The 15,369-nt window shown below is 73.1% G+C and carries 13 protein-coding genes; 9 read left to right on the top strand and 4 right to left on the bottom strand.

The window, feature by feature from the left end:
• Nucleotides 1-45: 45 nt before the first annotated feature.
• Nucleotides 46-831 (bottom strand): amino acid ABC transporter ATP-binding protein, encoded by a 786-nt coding sequence (locus ACIA8O_RS38470; protein ID WP_396298726.1) that lies wholly within the window; start codon nucleotides 829-831, stop codon nucleotides 46-48.
• A gap of 291 nt (nucleotides 832-1,122) precedes the next feature.
• Between ACIA8O_RS38470 and ACIA8O_RS38475 the strand changes: the two genes are divergently transcribed.
• Together ACIA8O_RS38475 and ACIA8O_RS38480 are read left to right on the top strand one after the other, a co-directional pair.
• Nucleotides 1,123-1,854, top strand: coding sequence for a response regulator transcription factor (locus ACIA8O_RS38475; protein WP_396298727.1), 732 nt, complete (start codon nucleotides 1,123-1,125; stop codon nucleotides 1,852-1,854).
• A 6-nt stretch (nucleotides 1,855-1,860) separates the two neighbouring features.
• Nucleotides 1,861-3,288: a sensor histidine kinase gene (locus ACIA8O_RS38480; protein WP_396298728.1), complete on the top strand. Its 1,428-nt coding sequence runs from the start codon at nucleotides 1,861-1,863 to the stop codon at nucleotides 3,286-3,288.
• Between the two features lie 193 nt (nucleotides 3,289-3,481).
• Here ACIA8O_RS38480 and ACIA8O_RS38485 read toward each other — a convergent pair whose 3' ends face one another.
• Nucleotides 3,482-4,492, bottom strand: coding sequence for a TAXI family TRAP transporter solute-binding subunit (locus tag ACIA8O_RS38485; protein ID WP_396298729.1), 1,011 nt, complete (start codon nucleotides 4,490-4,492; stop codon nucleotides 3,482-3,484).
• A gap of 80 nt (nucleotides 4,493-4,572) precedes the next feature.
• On the opposite strand from ACIA8O_RS38485, the gene miaB reads away from it, so the two are divergent.
• Both miaB and ACIA8O_RS38495 read left to right on the top strand, forming a co-directional pair.
• Nucleotides 4,573-6,072 carry a tRNA (N6-isopentenyl adenosine(37)-C2)-methylthiotransferase MiaB gene (gene miaB, locus ACIA8O_RS38490; protein ID WP_396298730.1) on the top strand — a complete coding sequence of 500 codons (1,500 nt, stop codon included), beginning with the start codon at nucleotides 4,573-4,575 and terminating at the stop codon, nucleotides 6,070-6,072.
• A gap of 43 nt (nucleotides 6,073-6,115) precedes the next feature.
• A complete protein-coding gene (locus ACIA8O_RS38495; protein ID WP_396298731.1) occupies nucleotides 6,116-6,808 on the top strand; it encodes a class III extradiol dioxygenase subunit B-like domain-containing protein in 693 nt (230 codons plus the stop codon).
• Nucleotides 6,809-6,815: 7 nt separating this feature from the next.
• Here the strand turns inward: ACIA8O_RS38495 and ACIA8O_RS38500 are convergent, their stop codons facing one another.
• Nucleotides 6,816-7,109 carry an antitoxin gene (locus tag ACIA8O_RS38500; RefSeq protein WP_396298732.1) on the bottom strand — a complete coding sequence of 98 codons (294 nt, stop codon included), beginning with the start codon at nucleotides 7,107-7,109 and terminating at the stop codon, nucleotides 6,816-6,818.
• Nucleotides 7,110-7,181: 72 nt separating this feature from the next.
• Here ACIA8O_RS38500 and miaA point away from each other — a divergent pair, with 72 nt between their 5' ends.
• The 5 genes from miaA (at nucleotide 7,182) to hflX (ending at nucleotide 13,818) form a co-directional block, all read left to right on the top strand.
• A complete protein-coding gene (gene miaA, locus ACIA8O_RS38505; protein ID WP_396298733.1) occupies nucleotides 7,182-8,123 on the top strand; it encodes a tRNA (adenosine(37)-N6)-dimethylallyltransferase MiaA in 942 nt (313 codons plus the stop codon).
• Between the two features lie 228 nt (nucleotides 8,124-8,351).
• A complete protein-coding gene (locus ACIA8O_RS38510) occupies nucleotides 8,352-8,819 on the top strand; it encodes a hypothetical protein (RefSeq protein WP_396298734.1) in 468 nt (155 codons plus the stop codon).
• 27 nt (nucleotides 8,820-8,846) lie between these two features.
• Nucleotides 8,847-9,716, top strand: a complete 870-nt coding sequence (gene dapF / locus ACIA8O_RS38515) for a diaminopimelate epimerase (protein ID WP_396298735.1) — start codon at nucleotides 8,847-8,849, stop codon at nucleotides 9,714-9,716.
• Between the two features lie 289 nt (nucleotides 9,717-10,005).
• Nucleotides 10,006-12,225: a RelA/SpoT family protein gene (locus tag ACIA8O_RS38520; protein ID WP_396298736.1), complete on the top strand. Its 2,220-nt coding sequence runs from the start codon at nucleotides 10,006-10,008 to the stop codon at nucleotides 12,223-12,225.
• Between the two features lie 87 nt (nucleotides 12,226-12,312).
• Nucleotides 12,313-13,818 (top strand): GTPase HflX, encoded by a 1,506-nt coding sequence (hflX, locus tag ACIA8O_RS38525; RefSeq protein WP_396298737.1) that lies wholly within the window; start codon nucleotides 12,313-12,315, stop codon nucleotides 13,816-13,818.
• 139 nt (nucleotides 13,819-13,957) lie between these two features.
• Here the strand turns inward: hflX and ACIA8O_RS38530 are convergent, their stop codons facing one another.
• On the bottom strand, nucleotides 13,958-15,058 hold the full coding sequence (locus tag ACIA8O_RS38530; RefSeq protein ID WP_396298738.1) for a trypsin-like serine peptidase: 1,101 nt from the start codon (nucleotides 15,056-15,058) through the stop codon (nucleotides 13,958-13,960).
• Nucleotides 15,059-15,369: the final 311 nt, after the last annotated feature.

The raw sequence follows: 15,369 nt of genomic DNA on the forward strand, positions 1-15,369 counted from the left end.
GAAGTTCTGGGCATGACAGGGACTGACGGTAGGTCAGCCGGGGCGTCAGTGGTGCAGGATCTTCGAAAGGAAGTCCTTGGCCCGGTCGCTGCGGGGCGCGGTGAAGAACGCCTCCGGGGTGTTCTCCTCGACGATCCGGCCGTCGGCCATGAAGAGGACGCGGTTGGCGGCGGAGCGGGCGAAGCCCATCTCGTGGGTGACCACGACCATGGTCATGCCCTCGGCCGCGAGGTCGCGCATGACCTCGAGCACCTCGTTCACCATCTCCGGGTCCAGCGCCGAGGTGGGCTCGTCGAAGAGCATCACCTTGGGCTTCATGGCCAGCGCGCGGGCGATCGCCACGCGCTGCTGCTGGCCGCCGGAGAGCTGGGCCGGGAACTTGTCCGCGTGCGCGGCCAGTCCGACCCGCTCCAGCAGGGCCCGGGCGGTCTGCTCGGCCTCGGGGCGCGCGACCTTGCGCACCTTCACCTGGCCGAGCACCACGTTCTCCAGCACGGTCTTGTGCGCGAAGAGGTTGAAGGACTGGAACACCATGCCCACCTCGGCACGGAGCTTCGCCAGCTGGCGGCCCTCGGCCGGCAGCGGCTGCCCGTCGATGGTGATGGCGCCCGAGTCGATGGTCTCCAGCCGGTTGATGGTCCGGCAGAGGGTCGACTTGCCGGAGCCGGACGGGCCGATCAGCACGACCACCTCGCCCTGCTTGATCTCCAGGTCGATGTCCTGGAGCACGTGCAGGGCGCCGAAGTGCTTGTTCACACCGCTCAGCACCACCAGGGGAGCGGCTGCGGAGCCACTCACGGCTGCGGAGTCACTCACGGCGTTCTCGGTCATCGAGCCTGGCTCCCTCGTGGGCGGTGCTTGGGTCCGTGCACTGGTACCGGGGGCTGGTCGCCGGCGGAGCTCGCAGCCCCCGGTCCGGCTGACCATAGGGCGGCTGACATTGTCACGTCAGTGGATCTGAGCGGAACTTGAGCATCACGATCCGGCCACGCCCGGTCACCCGTCGCGGTGGTGCCGGGGCGTGCGCCGACCGGGCCGTGACAGAACGGGCGGTCTGGACGATACTCCGCAGGTACCCCACGCAGAAGAGGCGTGACACCCGTACCGGAGGGAGGCCCGCAGGTGCGACTGCTGCTCGTCGAGGACGACGACCGGGTGGCCGCGGCCCTGGTCGCGGTGCTGGGCCGGCACGGCTTCCAGGTCCGGCACGCCCGTAGCGGGCACGAGGCCCTGGACGCCCTGGTGCCGGACGGGAACGAGCCGTACCGGGTGGTCCTGCTCGACCTCGGCCTGCCCGACCGGGACGGCTTCGAGGTGTGCAGCCGGATCCGCGCGCACAGCAGCGTCCCGGTGATCATGGTGACCGCGCGGGCCGACATCCGCTCCCGCATCCACGGCCTCAACCTGGGCGCCGACGACTACGTCACCAAGCCCTACGACATGGGTGAACTGCTCGCCCGCATCCACGCCGTGGCCCGCCGCGGCCAGGCCGCCGAACCCTCCGAGCCGGTCTCCCAGCCCGGCCCGCTGGAGGCCCGCGGCGTGCTGATCGACCGCGAGCGCCGCCGGGTCAGCGTGCACGGGCGCGACGTCCCGCTCACCCGCAAGGAGTTCGACCTGCTGGCGCTGCTCGCCCAGAGCCCCGGCGTGGTCTACCGGCGCGAGCAGATCTTCAGCGAGGTCTGGCGCTCCGGCTGGGAGGGCAACGGGCGCACCCTCGAGGTGCACATCGGCTCGCTGCGCACCAAGCTCGCGCTGCCCGGCCTGGTCGAGGCCGTGCGCGGCGTCGGCTACCGGCTGATGCCCGAACAGCCCGCGTCCGACGGACCGTCAGCCCCCGCCCAGGAGAGCTGAACCCCCGTGCGCACCCGTCTGCTCGGCATCCTGCTCTCCCTGATGGCCGCCGTCCTGGCCGCCCTCGGGGTCCCGCTGGCGGCCGCCAAGGCCGCCGCCGAGCAGAGCGCCGTGGTGGTCGACCGGATGGACGACGCCGCCCGCTTCGCCCAGCAGCTCCCCACCCAGGGCCTGCCCCCGGCCGGCACCGCGGTCAAGGGCTCCGCCACCCCCGAGGAGGGGGACGGCGGACGGCTGCGCTCGCTCGGCGCCGAGGTCCAGCGCTACCACGAGCTCTACGGCATCCGGGCCGGCGTCTTCCACCGCGACGGCAGCGCCGTCGCGGTCGCCCCGGCCGGCTGGCAGATCCCCACCGGCGGCCCCGGGGCCCAGGCCTTCCAGGACGCCGTCGACGGCCGCCGCAGCAAGAACCCGCCGCAGGTCTGGCCGTGGACCCCGGAGCGCACCATCACCGTCGCCGCCCCCGTGGTCCGGGACGGCGACGTCATCGCCGTGGTGATCACCGAGTCGCCCACCGGCGAACTCCGCTCCCGGGTGCTGGACCGCTGGCTCTGGCTCGGCGCCGGCGAGGCCCTCGCCATGGTCGCCGCCGTCCTGCTCGCCGTCCGCCTCACCGGCTGGGTGCTGCGCCCCGTCCGCACCCTCGACCGGGCCACCCACGACATCGCCACCGGCCGGATGAACGCCCGGGTCGCCCCCAGCTCGGGCCCGCCCGAACTCCGGCGCCTGGCCCGCTCGTTCAACCACATGGCCGACCACGTGCTGCTCGCCCTCGACCAGCAGCGGGCCTTCGTCGCGGACGCCTCCCACCAACTCCGCAACCCGCTGGCCGCCCTGCTGCTCCGGGTCGAACTCCTCGGCCTGGAACTCCCCGAGGGCCACGAGGAGGAGCTCGGCGGAGTCCGCGAGGAGGGCACCCGGCTGGCCCGCGTCCTCGACGACCTGCTCGGCCTCGCCACCGCCGAACACGCCCGCCCCGAACCGGAACGGGTCGACCTCACCGCCCTCGCCCTGGCCCGCATCGACGCCTGGCGGCCGGTCGCCGACCAGCGCGGCATCCGGCTCCTCTGGGAGGGGCCCGCCACGGCGGTCGGGCTGGCCGACCCGATCGGCTTCGGCAGCGCGCTCGACGCCGTCCTGGACAACGCCCTCAAGTTCACCCCGCGCGGCGAGGCGGTCCGCCTCGGCGTCGAACAGGACAAGCGCGAACTCACCCTCACCGTCTCCGATGCCGGCCCCGGCCTCACCGAGGAGGAGCTCGCCCGCATCGGCGACCGCTTCTGGCGCAGCCCCCGCCACCAGAACGTCGACGGCTCCGGCCTCGGCCTCTCCATCGCCCGCACCCTCCTCCTGGCCGGCGGCGGCTCCCTCGACTTCACCCCGGTCGACCCCACGGGCCTCACCGTCCGCCTCACGGTGCCCCGGCCGCGCTGACGCCTTCGGGGCGCAGGACAAGGTGATGCCTCGGTGCGCGGGACAACGTGATGCCTCGGGGGCGCGAGGAACTGCGCGAGTCCGGAAGGCGGACCAGCGTGAGGTCGGGGCAGGTGAGCCAGTTGCACGTGCTGCCGTTCCCCTGCGCGCAGTTCCTCGCGCCCCTGAGGTCGCTGCCCTTCCGGGCGTCGGCCTACGGCTTGACCGAGCGGTAGTACGCGCTGGCGCCGGCGTGGAGGGGGAGCGGGTCGGTGTAGACGGCCGTGCGGAGGTCGACGACCTGGGCGGCGTGGACCTCGGAGCCGATGCGGTCGCGGCTGTCGATGACGGCCTTGGTCATCCGCTGGACCAGGGAGCGGTCGACGTCCTCGCGGGTGATCAGCAGGTTGGGGACGGCGAGGGTGGCGACCGCGGTGCCGGCCGGGTGGGCCTTCGGGTAGGCGTCGGCCGGGATGGTGGCGGCGCGGTAGGCGTCGGCCCCGCCGCCCTCGACGTGGTGGACCGCCTCGGCCAGGTCGCCGAGCGGGACGATCCGGATCGGGAAGCGTTCGGAGAGGTCGGTGAGCGCGTTGGTCGGCAGCCCGCCGGACCAGAAGAAGGCGTCGAGCTGACGGTTCCTCAACTGGTCGGCGGCGTCGCCGACACCGAGCATCGAGGCCGACACGTCCAGGTCCGGGTCCAGTCCCGCCGCCGTCAGCAGCCGCCTGGTGACCAGCTGGACCCCGGACCGGCTCTGCCCGACCCCGACCCGCATCCCCTTGAGGTCGGCGGCCTTCTGGACGGGGGAGTCGGCCGGCACCACCAGTTGGAGGTAGTCGTCGTAGAGCCGGGCTATCGCGCGGATCCGGTCCTTGCCGTCGCCCCGGTAGCTGGCCACCGCGTCGGCGGTGGCGATGGCGAAGGAGTCCCGGTCGGCGGCGACCCGGTCGAGGTTGTCGACGGAGCCCTGGGAGTTGTCGAGCCGCAGTTCGACGCCGGGGAGGTTGTCGTGGAGGTAGGTGCGCAGCAGGATTCCGTACCGGTCGTACACGCCCCGTGGGACTCCGGTGGCGAAGCCGGTCTCGCCGCGCGGGTAGTCGGTGCGGTCACCGGCGGTGGCCCACCAGCCCCCGGCCGCGCCCACGACCAGCAGGAACACGGCGGCCACCCGGCCGAGCCGGCTGCGGGCCGCCGTGCGCAGGGCGGCACGGGGTCTCCAGGTCATGGGGTTGGATACTGCCAGGCCAAGCGCCGGATGGGGAGAGGGTCACGGAGCCCGATCCGCTTCCACGTACCCTTGGGTCCGTGGGTACGAGCCAGGATTCCAAGAGCTACAAGGTCGTCACGTACGGCTGCCAGATGAACGTGCACGACTCCGAGCGCCTCTCCGGGCTGCTGGAGGACGCCGGTTACGTGAAGGCCGACCAGGACGGCGAGCAGCCCGACCTGGTGGTGTTCAACACCTGCGCCGTGCGCGAGAACGCCGACAACAAGCTGTACGGCAACCTCGGCCGGCTCGCCGCCGACAAGCAGCAGCACAAGGCGATGCAGATCGCCGTCGGCGGCTGCCTGGCGCAGAAGGACCGCGACACCATCGTCAAGAAGGCCCCGTGGGTCGACGTGGTGTTCGGCACCCACAACATCGGGCACCTGCCCGCGCTGCTGGAGCGGGCCCGGATCGAGCAGCAGGCCCAGGTGGAGATCCTGGAGTCGCTGGAGACCTTCCCGTCCACCCTGCCGACCCGGCGCGAGTCGGCGTACGCGGCCTGGGTGGCGATCTCGGTCGGCTGCAACAACACCTGCACCTTCTGCATCGTCCCCGCCCTGCGCGGCAAGGAGGAGGACCGCCGCCCCGGCGACGTGCTCTCCGAGATCGAGGCGCTGGTCGGCGAGGGCGTCATCGAGGTGACCCTGCTGGGCCAGAACGTCAACGCGTACGGCTCCGACCTGGGTGACCGCGAGGCGTTCTCCAAGCTGCTCCGGGCGGCCGGGCAGATCGAGGGCCTGGAGCGGATCCGCTTCACCTCCCCGCACCCGCGCGACTTCACCGACGACGTGATCGCCGCGATGGCCGAGACGCCGAACGTGATGCACCAGCTGCACATGCCGCTGCAGTCCGGCTCGGACACCGTGCTCAAGGCGATGCGCCGCTCGTACCGGCAGGACCGCTTCCTCGGGATCATCCGCAAGGTGCGCGAGGCGATGCCGGACGCGGCGATCTCCACCGACATCATCGTCGGCTTCCCGGGCGAGACCGAGGAGGACTTCGAGCAGACCATGCACGTGGTCCGCGAGGCCCGCTTCACCAACGCCTTCACCTTCCAGTACTCCAAGCGCCCCGGGACCCCGGCGGCCGAGATGGAGGGGCAGATCCCCAAGGCCGTGGTGCAGGAGCGCTACGAGCGGCTGGTCGCCCTCCAGGAGGAGATCTCCTGGGAGGAGAACAAGAAGCAGGTCGGCCGGGTGCTGGAGATCCTGGTCGCCGAGGGCGAGGGCAAGAAGGACGACCGGACCGACCGGCTGTCCGGGCGCGCGCCCGACAACCGCCTGGTGCACTTCACCCGCCCGACCGAGCCGGTCCGCCCGGGTGACGTGGTGACCGTCGAGATCACCTACGCCGCCCCGCACCACCTGCTCGCCGAGGGCCCGACCCTGTCGGTCCGCCGCACCCGCGCGGGCGACGCCTGGGAGAAGCGCCAGGCCGCCCCGGCCGCCAAGCCGGCCGGCGTCCTGCTCGGCCTGCCCAAGATCGGCGCCCCGGCCCCGCTGCCGCTCGCGCCGACGGGCGGCTGCTGCGACGCCTGACCGCTGACGCGCCTTCAGGGCCCCGGGCCGTAGAGTGATCGACATGCTTGTCGCCGCCGCCGTCTGCCCCTGCCCGCCGCTGCTCGTGCCCGAGGTGGCCGCCGGTGCCGCGTCCGAACTCGACGCGCTGCGCGAGACCTGCCTGGAGGCGGTCCGGGAGCTCGGTGACGTCGAGCTGGTCGTGGTGGTCGGGGCCGGGCCGGAGGGCGGGGTCTGGACCGAGGGCGGGATCGGGTCGTTCCACCGTTACGGGGTGCCCCGGGTGGTGCGGCTGCCCGGTGCGGTGGCGGAGGGACCGGAGCTGGCGCCCTCGCTGACCGTCGGGGCCTGGCTGCTGGAGCAGGCCGGGATCACGGTGCCCACGCACGCCTGCGCCGTCCCGGCGGACGCCCCGGTGGAGCGGCTGACCGGCCTCGGCGAGGGCCTGGCCGAACTGGCCGACCGGGTCGGGCTGCTGGTGCTCGGCGGCGGCAGCGCCTGCCGCACCGTCAAGGCCCCCGGCTACCTGGACGAGCGGGCCGAGCCGTACGACGCGCACGCCGCCAAGGCGCTGGCCGAGGCCGACACCGAGGCGCTGCGGGCGCTGGACCCGGTGCTCTCGGCCGAGCTGCAGGCGGACGGCCGGGCGCCCTGGCAGGTCCTCGCGGGAGCTGCGCAGGGCGCCAGGCTGAGCGGGCGGCTCCGGTACGACGAGGCCCCGTACGGGGTCGGGTACTTCGTCGCCTCCTGGAGCTGACGGCCGGTCAGTTCGGGTTCGGGCCGTCGTCCTTGGGCTTGGCGGCGAACTGGTCGACCGCGCCCTTGGCCTTGTTGGTGCCGGTCTCGATCTTGTCGGTGTACTTGTGCTTGGTGGCCTTGTCCGCGGCCGCTCCGGCCTTCTCCACCACCTGGTCGATCTTGTCGCCGTGCTTGCCCGCGAGCTCGCTGGCCTTGCCCTTGAGCTCCTCGGCCTTGCCCTTGAGGTTGTCCATCAGGCCCATGGTCAGTCGCTCTCCTTCGGCGGGCCCCGCCCTCGGCGGGCGGGGCAAATCGGTCATTCCATACTCATACTTCCCCAGAGTGACGGCCGGAGACACGGCGCCACTCCCGATCTTTGCGAGACTTGGCCCGTGAGCAGCTCCTCCTCGACCCCCCAGCCCCGCGTCGTCTCGGTGGTCGGCGCCACCGCCGCCGGCAAGTCCGACCTGGCCGTGTCCATCGCCCGCAGCCTCGGCGGCGAGGTGATCAACACCGACTCGATGCAGCTCTACCGCGGCATGGACATCGGCACCGCCAAGCTCACCGAGGAGGAGCGCGGCGGCATCCCGCACCACCTGCTGGACGTCTGGGACGTCACCGAGACCGCCAGCGTGGCCGAGTACCAGCGCCTGGCCCGGGCCGAGATGGACCGGCTGCTGGCCGAGGGCCGCACCCCGGTGCTGGTCGGCGGCTCCGGCCTGTACGTCCGGGCCGCCATCGACGAGATGGACTTCCCCGGCACCGACCCGGCGGTCCGGGCCCGGCTGGAGGCCGAGCTCGCCGAGGTGGGCCCGTACGCGCTGCACCAGCGGCTGGCCGTGCTCGACCCGGCCGCCGCCGAGGCGGTGCTCACCAGCAACGGCCGGCGGATCGTCCGGGCCCTGGAGGTCATCGAGATCACCGGCCGCCCGTTCACCGCCAGCCTGCCGACCAACACCGCCGTGTACGAGACCGTGCAGATCGGCGTCCAGGTGCCCCGGCCCGAGCTGGACCAGCGGATCGAGCTCCGGGTGGACCGGATGTGGGAGGCCGGGCTGCTGGACGAGGTCCGGGCCCTGGAGGGGCAGGGCCTGCGGGACGGGCTGACCGCCTCCCGGGCGCTCGGCTACCAGCAGGTGCTCGCCTTCTTCGCCGGGGAGTGCACCGAGGCGGAGGCTAAGGCCGAGACCGTGCGGGCCACCCGCCGGTTCGCCCGCCGCCAGGAGTCCTGGTTCCGCCGGGACGACCGGATCCACTGGCTCTCCCGCCCCGCCGGGGCCGACCCGGTGGAGCTGCTGGAACGCTCGCTGGAATTGACCGCCCGTCAGATCTGACCAGGCCGGGGCGGTTTCCGGCCACGCTGCCGGTGCAGCTGCGGGTGCACGACGAACTGAGGGTTACGGGCACATCACGTCCTGGCCACGGATCACCCGGGGGCCGGTGGAACCGGCTGTCGGCCGGATCGGACATGCCATCATCGAGAGCATCCGGAGGCAGGTCGTTCGATCCGCCTCACCAGCAGCGGGCCCGCGGGCCCGTGCCGCACCGTCAGGGGAGGCCGCGTGTCCACGGGTACCGGCCCGGAGACGGAAGAACTGTCGAGCCTGACCGCCGAGCTCGCCCTGCCCGAGCCCACCTCCTACGCGGTGGCGCTCCCCGTGCTCGCCGACCTCGCCGCACCCGGCGTGGTGCACGAGCGGGAGATCCGGCCCCGCAAGCGGCTGCGCTGGTGGCAGACCCTGCCGATCGCGGTCGTCGCCACCTTCGGCTCGATGATGTTCGCCTTCCCGCTGGCCTTCGGCTCCGGGGACCGCGGCGCCGCCATGATCGGGATGCTCGGCATGCTGCTCACCGCCGCCTCGGTGGGCTGGGGCGCGATGGCCGCCCGGATGGCCGGGTACAAGTGGCCCGGCGTGCCGCGCCGGGGGAGCGGGCAGCGGGCCAGCCGGCGCTCCATCCTGATCTACACCCTGATCGCGGTGGTCGCGGTCGGCCTCGCCGTCTGGCGGGTGGTACGGCTCGCCGCCTGAGCCGCGCGGGTCAGTACCATCGGCGCTGTGAGCGCTTCGGTTACCGCATCCAAGACCTTCGGCCTCCCCTTCCTCAAGGGGCACGGCACCCAGAACGACTTCGTGATCATCCCGGACGAGGACGGCAGGCTCGACCTCGGCGCGGACGAGGTCGCCCTGCTCTGCGACCGCCGGGCCGGCGTCGGCGGGGACGGTCTCCTCCGGGTGGTCCGCTCGGCGGCCGACCCGGCGGCGGAGGCCATGGCGGACCGGGCCGAGTGGTTCATGGACTACCGCAACTCCGACGGTTCGATCGCCGAGATGTGCGGCAACGGGGTCCGGGTCTTCGCCCGTTACCTGGTCGAGGCCGGACTGGCCGGAACCGGCTCCTTCGCGGTCGCCACCCGGGCCGGCCTGCGCCAGGTCGTCGTGGCCGATTCCGGCGAGGTCACCGTCGACATGGGCCACGCGGCCCTGCCCGACTCCGGCCCGGTCTCCGTGACCGTCGGGGACCGGAGCTGGCCCGCGCTCAACGTCAACATGGGCAACCCGCACGCCGTCGCCTTCGTCGACGACCTCGCCGACGCCGGCACCCTCTACTCCGCCCCCGGCGTCACCGAGGGCGTCTACCCGGAGGGCGTCAACGTCGAGTTCGTGGTCGAGCGCGGTCCGCGGCACGTCGCCATGCGGGTCCACGAGCGCGGCTCCGGCGAGACCCGCTCCTGCGGCACCGGCGCCTGCGCCGTCGCCGTCGCGGCCGCCCGCCGCCACCACCTCTCCCCGGCCGAGACCGGCGCCCCCGTCACCTACACCGTCGACCTCCCCGGCGGCACCCTCCGCATCACCGAGCACCCCGACTCCCGGATCGAGATGACCGGCCCCGCGGAGATCGTCGCCTCCGGCACCCTGGCCATCTGATCGGGGCGCGGGCACCGTACGTGGTGATGCCGGGGGCGCGGGGAACTGCGCGCGGGGGTACGGCAGCACGTGCAACTGGCTGACGGTGGTTCAGTTGCCGGTGGGCCGCCTTCCGGTTCGCGCAGTTCCCCGCGCCCCCGGCGCAACCACTCGCAAGCGCGAGCCCCCGCTTCCCGTTTGCGAAGCCCGTGAATCCCCCCGTTCGGGTGGTGGTGGTGACGGTACGGGGGCGGGCGGGTGCGGAACGTGCTGTGCTCGGTAGCATGGACCATCGCTGCCGGAGGTGCGGATGACCGTCGATGCCGAGGTGGGGAGGCGCGCGTTGGTGCGCCTCAACCGGGTCGCCCTGGGCAGGGCGGGCCGGGCCGCGTTGCTGGCCACCGACCGGACCCCGCTGCCGGACGCGATCGAGCCGATCGTGCAGGCCCACCGCCGCCATCACCCGGGCGCCGACCTGGCCCTGCTCGGGCGGGCGTACCGCACCGCCGAGGAGAGCCACCGCGGCCAGACCCGCAAGAGCGGCGAGCCGTTCATCACCCACCCGCTGGCCGTCACCATGATCCTGGCCCAACTCGGCGCCGGGACGACCACCTTGGTGGCCTCGATCCTCCACGACACGGTCGAGGACACCGAGGTGACGCTGGATCAGGTCGCCGAGGAGTACGGCCCCGAGGTGGCCTACCTCGTCGACGGCGTCACCAAGTTGGAGAAGGTGGACTTCGGTGCCGCCGCCGAGGCGGAGACCTTCCGGAAGATGCTGGTGGCCACCGGCGACGACGTCCGGGTGATGGTCATCAAGCTGGCCGACCGCCTGCACAACATGCGGACGATCCGTCACATGAAGCCGGCCAGCCGGATCAGGATCGCCAAGGTCACCCGCGACGTGCTGATCCCGCTCGCCGAGCGGCTCGGGATCCAGGTGCTGAAGGCGGAGTTGGAGGACATCGTCTTCGCCACCCTGCACCCGGAGGAGTACGCCCGGACCAGGGCCCTGGTCGCCGCCTACGAGGAGCGGCCGGACGAGCTGCTGCTGCCCTTCGCCGAGGCGCTGACCCGCCAGCTCGCCGAGGCGAAGATCGCCGCCGAGGTGACGGTGCGCCCGCGGCACGCCGTCTCCGTGCACCGGGTGCTGCTGAAGCGGACCGCCGCGGCCGGCCCGGACGGGCTGCCCCAGCAGCTCCAACCCGCGGATTTCGGGCGGCTGTTGGTGGTGGTGGAGGAGAACGCCGACTGCTACGCGGTGCTCGGCGAGCTGCACACCTGCTGGACCCCGCTGCCGGGCGAGTTCAAGGACTTCGTGGCCGCCCCCAAGTTCAACCTCTACCAGTCGCTGCACACCGCGGTCGCCCTGCCCGGCGGCGAGGTGGCCGAGGTGCTGGTCCGCACCCGGCGGATGCACCGGGTGGCCGAGACGGGCGTGGTCGCGCTGGGCGACCCGCACCAGGCGGGGGAGAGCGGGGAGGAGACCGACCCGGGCCGCCCGGGCTGGCTGACCAGGCTGCTGGAGTGGCAGCAGGAGACCCCGGACCCGGACACCTTCTGGTCGGCCCTGACCTCGGACCTCTCGGACGACCGGGAGATCACCGCGGTGACCGAGCAGGGCGAGACGCTGCACCTGCCGGCCGGGGCCACCTGCGTGGACGCCGCGTACCTGCTCGGCGAGGAGACCGGCCACCGCTGCCTGGGGGCCAGGGTGAACGGGCGCCTGGTGGCGCTGCGCACCCCGCTGGCCGACGGCGACGTGGTCGCGGTGCTGACCGAGGAGAGCGGGGAGCCGTCCGGCCCGGCCGCCGAGTGGCTGGAGCACGCCCGTACCCCGGCCGCCCGGCTGGCGATCGAACGCTGGCTGGCCGGCCACCCCGCGACCGCCGAGGCCCCGGCCCCGGAGCCGGTGCAGCCGCCCGCCCCGCCCGCGCCGCCCGTCACCGGCCGGGGCGAGGCGGCGGTGACGGTGCCGGGCCTCCCGGAGGCGCAGGCCCGGCTGGCCCGCTGCTGCACCCCGGTCCCGCCGGACGAGGTGACCGGCTACCCGATCCGGGGCGGCGCCGTGGCCGTGCACCGGACGGGCTGCCCGGCGGCCGAGCAGCTGCGGGCCGAGGGCCGGGTGCCGGTGCGGCCGCGCTGGGTGCCCGGCGTCCGCCCGGCCGAGGGCTTCCGGGCCACCCTGCGGGCCGAGGCGCTGAACCGCCCCCGGCTACTGGCCGACCTGACGGCGGCGATGTCGGCCGAGGGCGTCGGCATCGCCGCCGCCGAGGTGGAGCCCCCGCAGCAGCTGCGGGTCCGGCACACCTACACCGTGGAGCTGCCGGACGCCGCGGTGCTGCCGCTGCTGATGCGGGCGATGCTCCGGGTCTCCGGGGTCTACGACGTCTACCGGGCGGGGGTGGCCCGGCGAAATGAGGGTGACCGGGCGGCGGCGGGCGTGCGACCATCGGAGGGAATTCACGGCCGGTCCGTGGCGTTCACCGGACGAAGTGGTTCCGGTGCCGGTCACGGCCTTGAGGGGTAGCTCGACTCGCCACCTGGTATCGGGGCGACAGACGGGGCAGACTCCTCGTGCGCGGGCCCACACCGGCCCCTCCCGATCTACCTAAGGATGAGATTGACCTCCACGTTCGACAGCCGCAACGAAAACCGTGACTCCGCCCGTCGGATCGCGGACCTCCGGGCGGAAGCCCTGATGGACGAGGACCTCGCGGCGAACGACGAGGCCTTCGACCGGTACGACGGTGAGCAGTACGACCGGAGCGAGCGCGCGGCCCTGCGCCGCGTCACCGGTCTCTCCACCGAACTCCAGGACGTCACCGAGGTCGAGTACCGCCAGCTCCGCCTGGAGCGCGTGGTCCTCGTGGGCGTCTGGACCGACGGCACGGCCGAGGAGGCGGAGAACTCGATGGCCGAGCTCGCCGCCCTCGCCGAGACGGCCGGCTCCGAGGTGCTCGACGGCGTGATCCAGCGCCGCGACAAGCCCGACCCCGCCACCTACATCGGCTCCGGCAAGGCCAAGGAGCTGCGCGACATCGTCGCCTCCAGCGGCGCCGACACCGTGGTCTGCGACGGTGAGCTGACCCCGGGCCAGCTGATCCAGCTGGAGGACGTCGTCAAGGTGAAGGTCGTCGACCGGACGGCCCTGATCCTCGACATCTTCGCCCAGCACGCCAAGAGCCGGGAGGGCAAGGCCCAGGTCTCGCTCGCGCAGATGCAGTACATGCTGCCCCGCCTGCGCGGCTGGGGTCAGTCGCTGTCCCGGCAGATGGGTGGTGGTGGCTCCGGCTCCTCCGGCGGCGGCATGGCCACCCGTGGTCCCGGTGAGACCAAGATCGAGACCGACCGGCGCCGCATCCGCGAGAAGATGGCGAAGCTGCGCCGCGAGATCGCCGACATGAAGAAGGGCCGCGACACCAAGCGCCAGGAGCGCCGTCGCAACCAGATCCCCTCGGTGGCCATCGCCGGCTACACCAACGCCGGCAAGTCCTCCCTGCTCAACCGCCTGACCGGAGCCGGCGTCCTGGTGGAGAACGCGCTGTTCGCCACCCTGGACCCGACCGTCCGCCGGGCCCAGACCCCGAGCGGCCGGATCTACACCCTGGCCGACACGGTCGGTTTCGTCCGCCACCTCCCGCACCACCTGGTCGAGGCCTTCCGCTCGACCATGGAGGAGGTCGCCGAAGCGGACCTGATCCTGCACGTGGTCGACGGCTCGCACCCCGAGCCGGAGACCCAGCTGGCCGCCGTCCGCGAGGTGGTCGTCTCGGTCGACGCGCAGAACGTGCCGGAGATCGTGGTGATCAACAAGGCCGACGCGGCGGATCCGCTGGTGCTCCAGCGGCTGCTCCGGCGCGAGCCGCACGCCATCGTGGTGTCGGCCCGCACCGGGCAGGGCATGGACGAGCTGCTGGAGCTCATCGACCGGGAGCTGCCGCGACCGGCGATCGAGGTCCGGGCGCTGATCCCGTACACCCGTGGCGACCTGGTCTCCCGGGTCCACGCCGAGGGCGAGCCGATCTCCGCCGAGCACACCGCCGACGGCACGCTGCTGCACGCCAAGGTCGCGGCCGAGCTGGCCGCCGAGCTCGAGCGCTACGCGGTGGTCACCAGCTGACGTCCGCGGTGGCGCGCCAGGGGCGCGAGGAACTGCGCGGGGTGGCAAGGCAGCACCTGCAACTGGCTGACGGTGAGTCAGTTGCAGGTGGGCCGCCTCCCGAAGCGCGCAGTTCCTCGCGCCCCTGGCGTGTGGCCACTTACGCCTTGCGCGAGACGTACTCGAGGGCCTGGCGGGCGACCGACTCCAGGTACGGGCCGTTGAGGGCGGTGTGGGCGAGGTTGCCGATCGAGGTGTTGCTGACCAGGGCGGTGCGTCCGTTCGGCATGACGGCGAACCAGCCGCCGCCGCTGGAGCCGGCGGTCATGGTGCAGCCGATGCTGAGCATGGGCGGCCTGGTCGCGTCGAACGAGAGCCGGGCCGGACGGCCGCCGTCGCAGCGGTTCAACTCCCGTCCGTCGTAAGGCTTCGACGAGGGGTAGCCCCAGGCCGAGACGGTGAGCTGCTCGCGCGGGGCGTCGAACCAGACGGGGACGGCGGTGCCGACCGTCTCCTCCAGGGAGCGCCCGTCGCCGTCGGGGTTGTGCACCCGCAGGACGGCGAAGTCGTACTGGTTGGCCGCGTTGCCGCTGTGGCCGCCCTCGGCGATCCACTGCGGGGAGCTGATCACCTGGTCCGCCCACCACTGTCCGAGGGGTGCCACCTCGGCCATGGTGGGCTTCTTCTTGCTGCTCGCGGCGCCCGAACTGTTGTAGGCCGGAACGAAGATGAGGTTCCGGAACCAGCCGCCGCCCGCGCCCTCGTGCACGCAGTGCCCGGCCGTCCAGACCAGGTTGCTCCTCCCCGGCCGGGCCGGGTCGGCGACCACGGTGGCCGAGCACTGGCCGGTGCCGCCGCCGGGCGCGGTGGAGAAGACCTTCCCGGAGGCCGGGTAGCGGGTGTACGGGCGTTCCACCGGGACGGCCTGGACGGCGGACGGTTCCGGGTCGTTCAGGTCCCGGCCGGTCACGTCGCGGTCGGCGGCCGGCGGGGTGACCGGCGGGCCGGGCTGCTGGGGCTCGGCGGTGGTCATCCGCTCGGGCTCCCAGAGGTCGCGGACCACCGGGTTGCGGAAGACGTGCTCGCGGGCCCAGCGGTCCCAGTCCTCGGGTCGCCAGTCCTTCAACTTGGCCCAGCGCTCGGAGAGTTCACCCTGCCACTTGCTGCGTTCGGCGGCCGGCAGCTTCCAGTCGTGCTCCGGCCCCCCGGCCGAGCTGCCGCACCCGGTGAGCAGGGCCGCCCCCACCACTGCGGCCGTCACCGTTCTGCGTATCGAACCCGTTCCCACTGTCCGTCCCCCCGTCGTTCCCCCTGGGTACCACGGGGGGATTCTCCCACCGCCAGGTCACGGGGCGGGGTACGGAGCGGGTTCGGTGCGGCGGCGTGTCGATCCGGAACCGGTCCACTCCAACGGGTGAGTGATCGCTTGAGGTTCACCACAACGAGTGAGCTGATCTTGTGATCACCCGGTAGCGGGCAGTTCGCTGGGCACGTCGGCGCCCTCGGCCCCACGCGCCTCGGCCGTTCCCCCCTCGATGCCGCTTCCGGCGTCGCCCCGAAGCCGTTCTCCCG

It is taken from the genome of Kitasatospora sp. NPDC051853 (genome assembly GCF_044452665.1).
Classification (GTDB): Bacteria; Actinomycetota; Actinomycetes; order Streptomycetales; family Streptomycetaceae; genus Kitasatospora.

Excerpts from the sequence above, each read along its gene's own strand:
- ACIA8O_RS38470 (WP_396298726.1), bottom strand. The coding sequence starts at position 831 with ATGACCGAGAACGCCGTGAGTGACTCCGCAGCCGTGAGTGGCTCCGCA.
- ACIA8O_RS38485 (WP_396298729.1), bottom strand. The coding sequence starts at position 4,492 with ATGACCTGGAGACCCCGTGCCGCCCTGCGCACGGCGGCCCGCAGCCGG.
- ACIA8O_RS38495 (WP_396298731.1), top strand. The coding sequence starts at position 6,116 with ATGCTTGTCGCCGCCGCCGTCTGCCCCTGCCCGCCGCTGCTCGTGCCC.
- ACIA8O_RS38500 (WP_396298732.1), bottom strand. The coding sequence starts at position 7,109 with ATGACCGATTTGCCCCGCCCGCCGAGGGCGGGGCCCGCCGAAGGAGAG.
- ACIA8O_RS38520 (WP_396298736.1), top strand. The coding sequence starts at position 10,006 with ATGACCGTCGATGCCGAGGTGGGGAGGCGCGCGTTGGTGCGCCTCAAC.
- hflX (WP_396298737.1), top strand. The coding sequence starts at position 12,313 with ATGAGATTGACCTCCACGTTCGACAGCCGCAACGAAAACCGTGACTCC.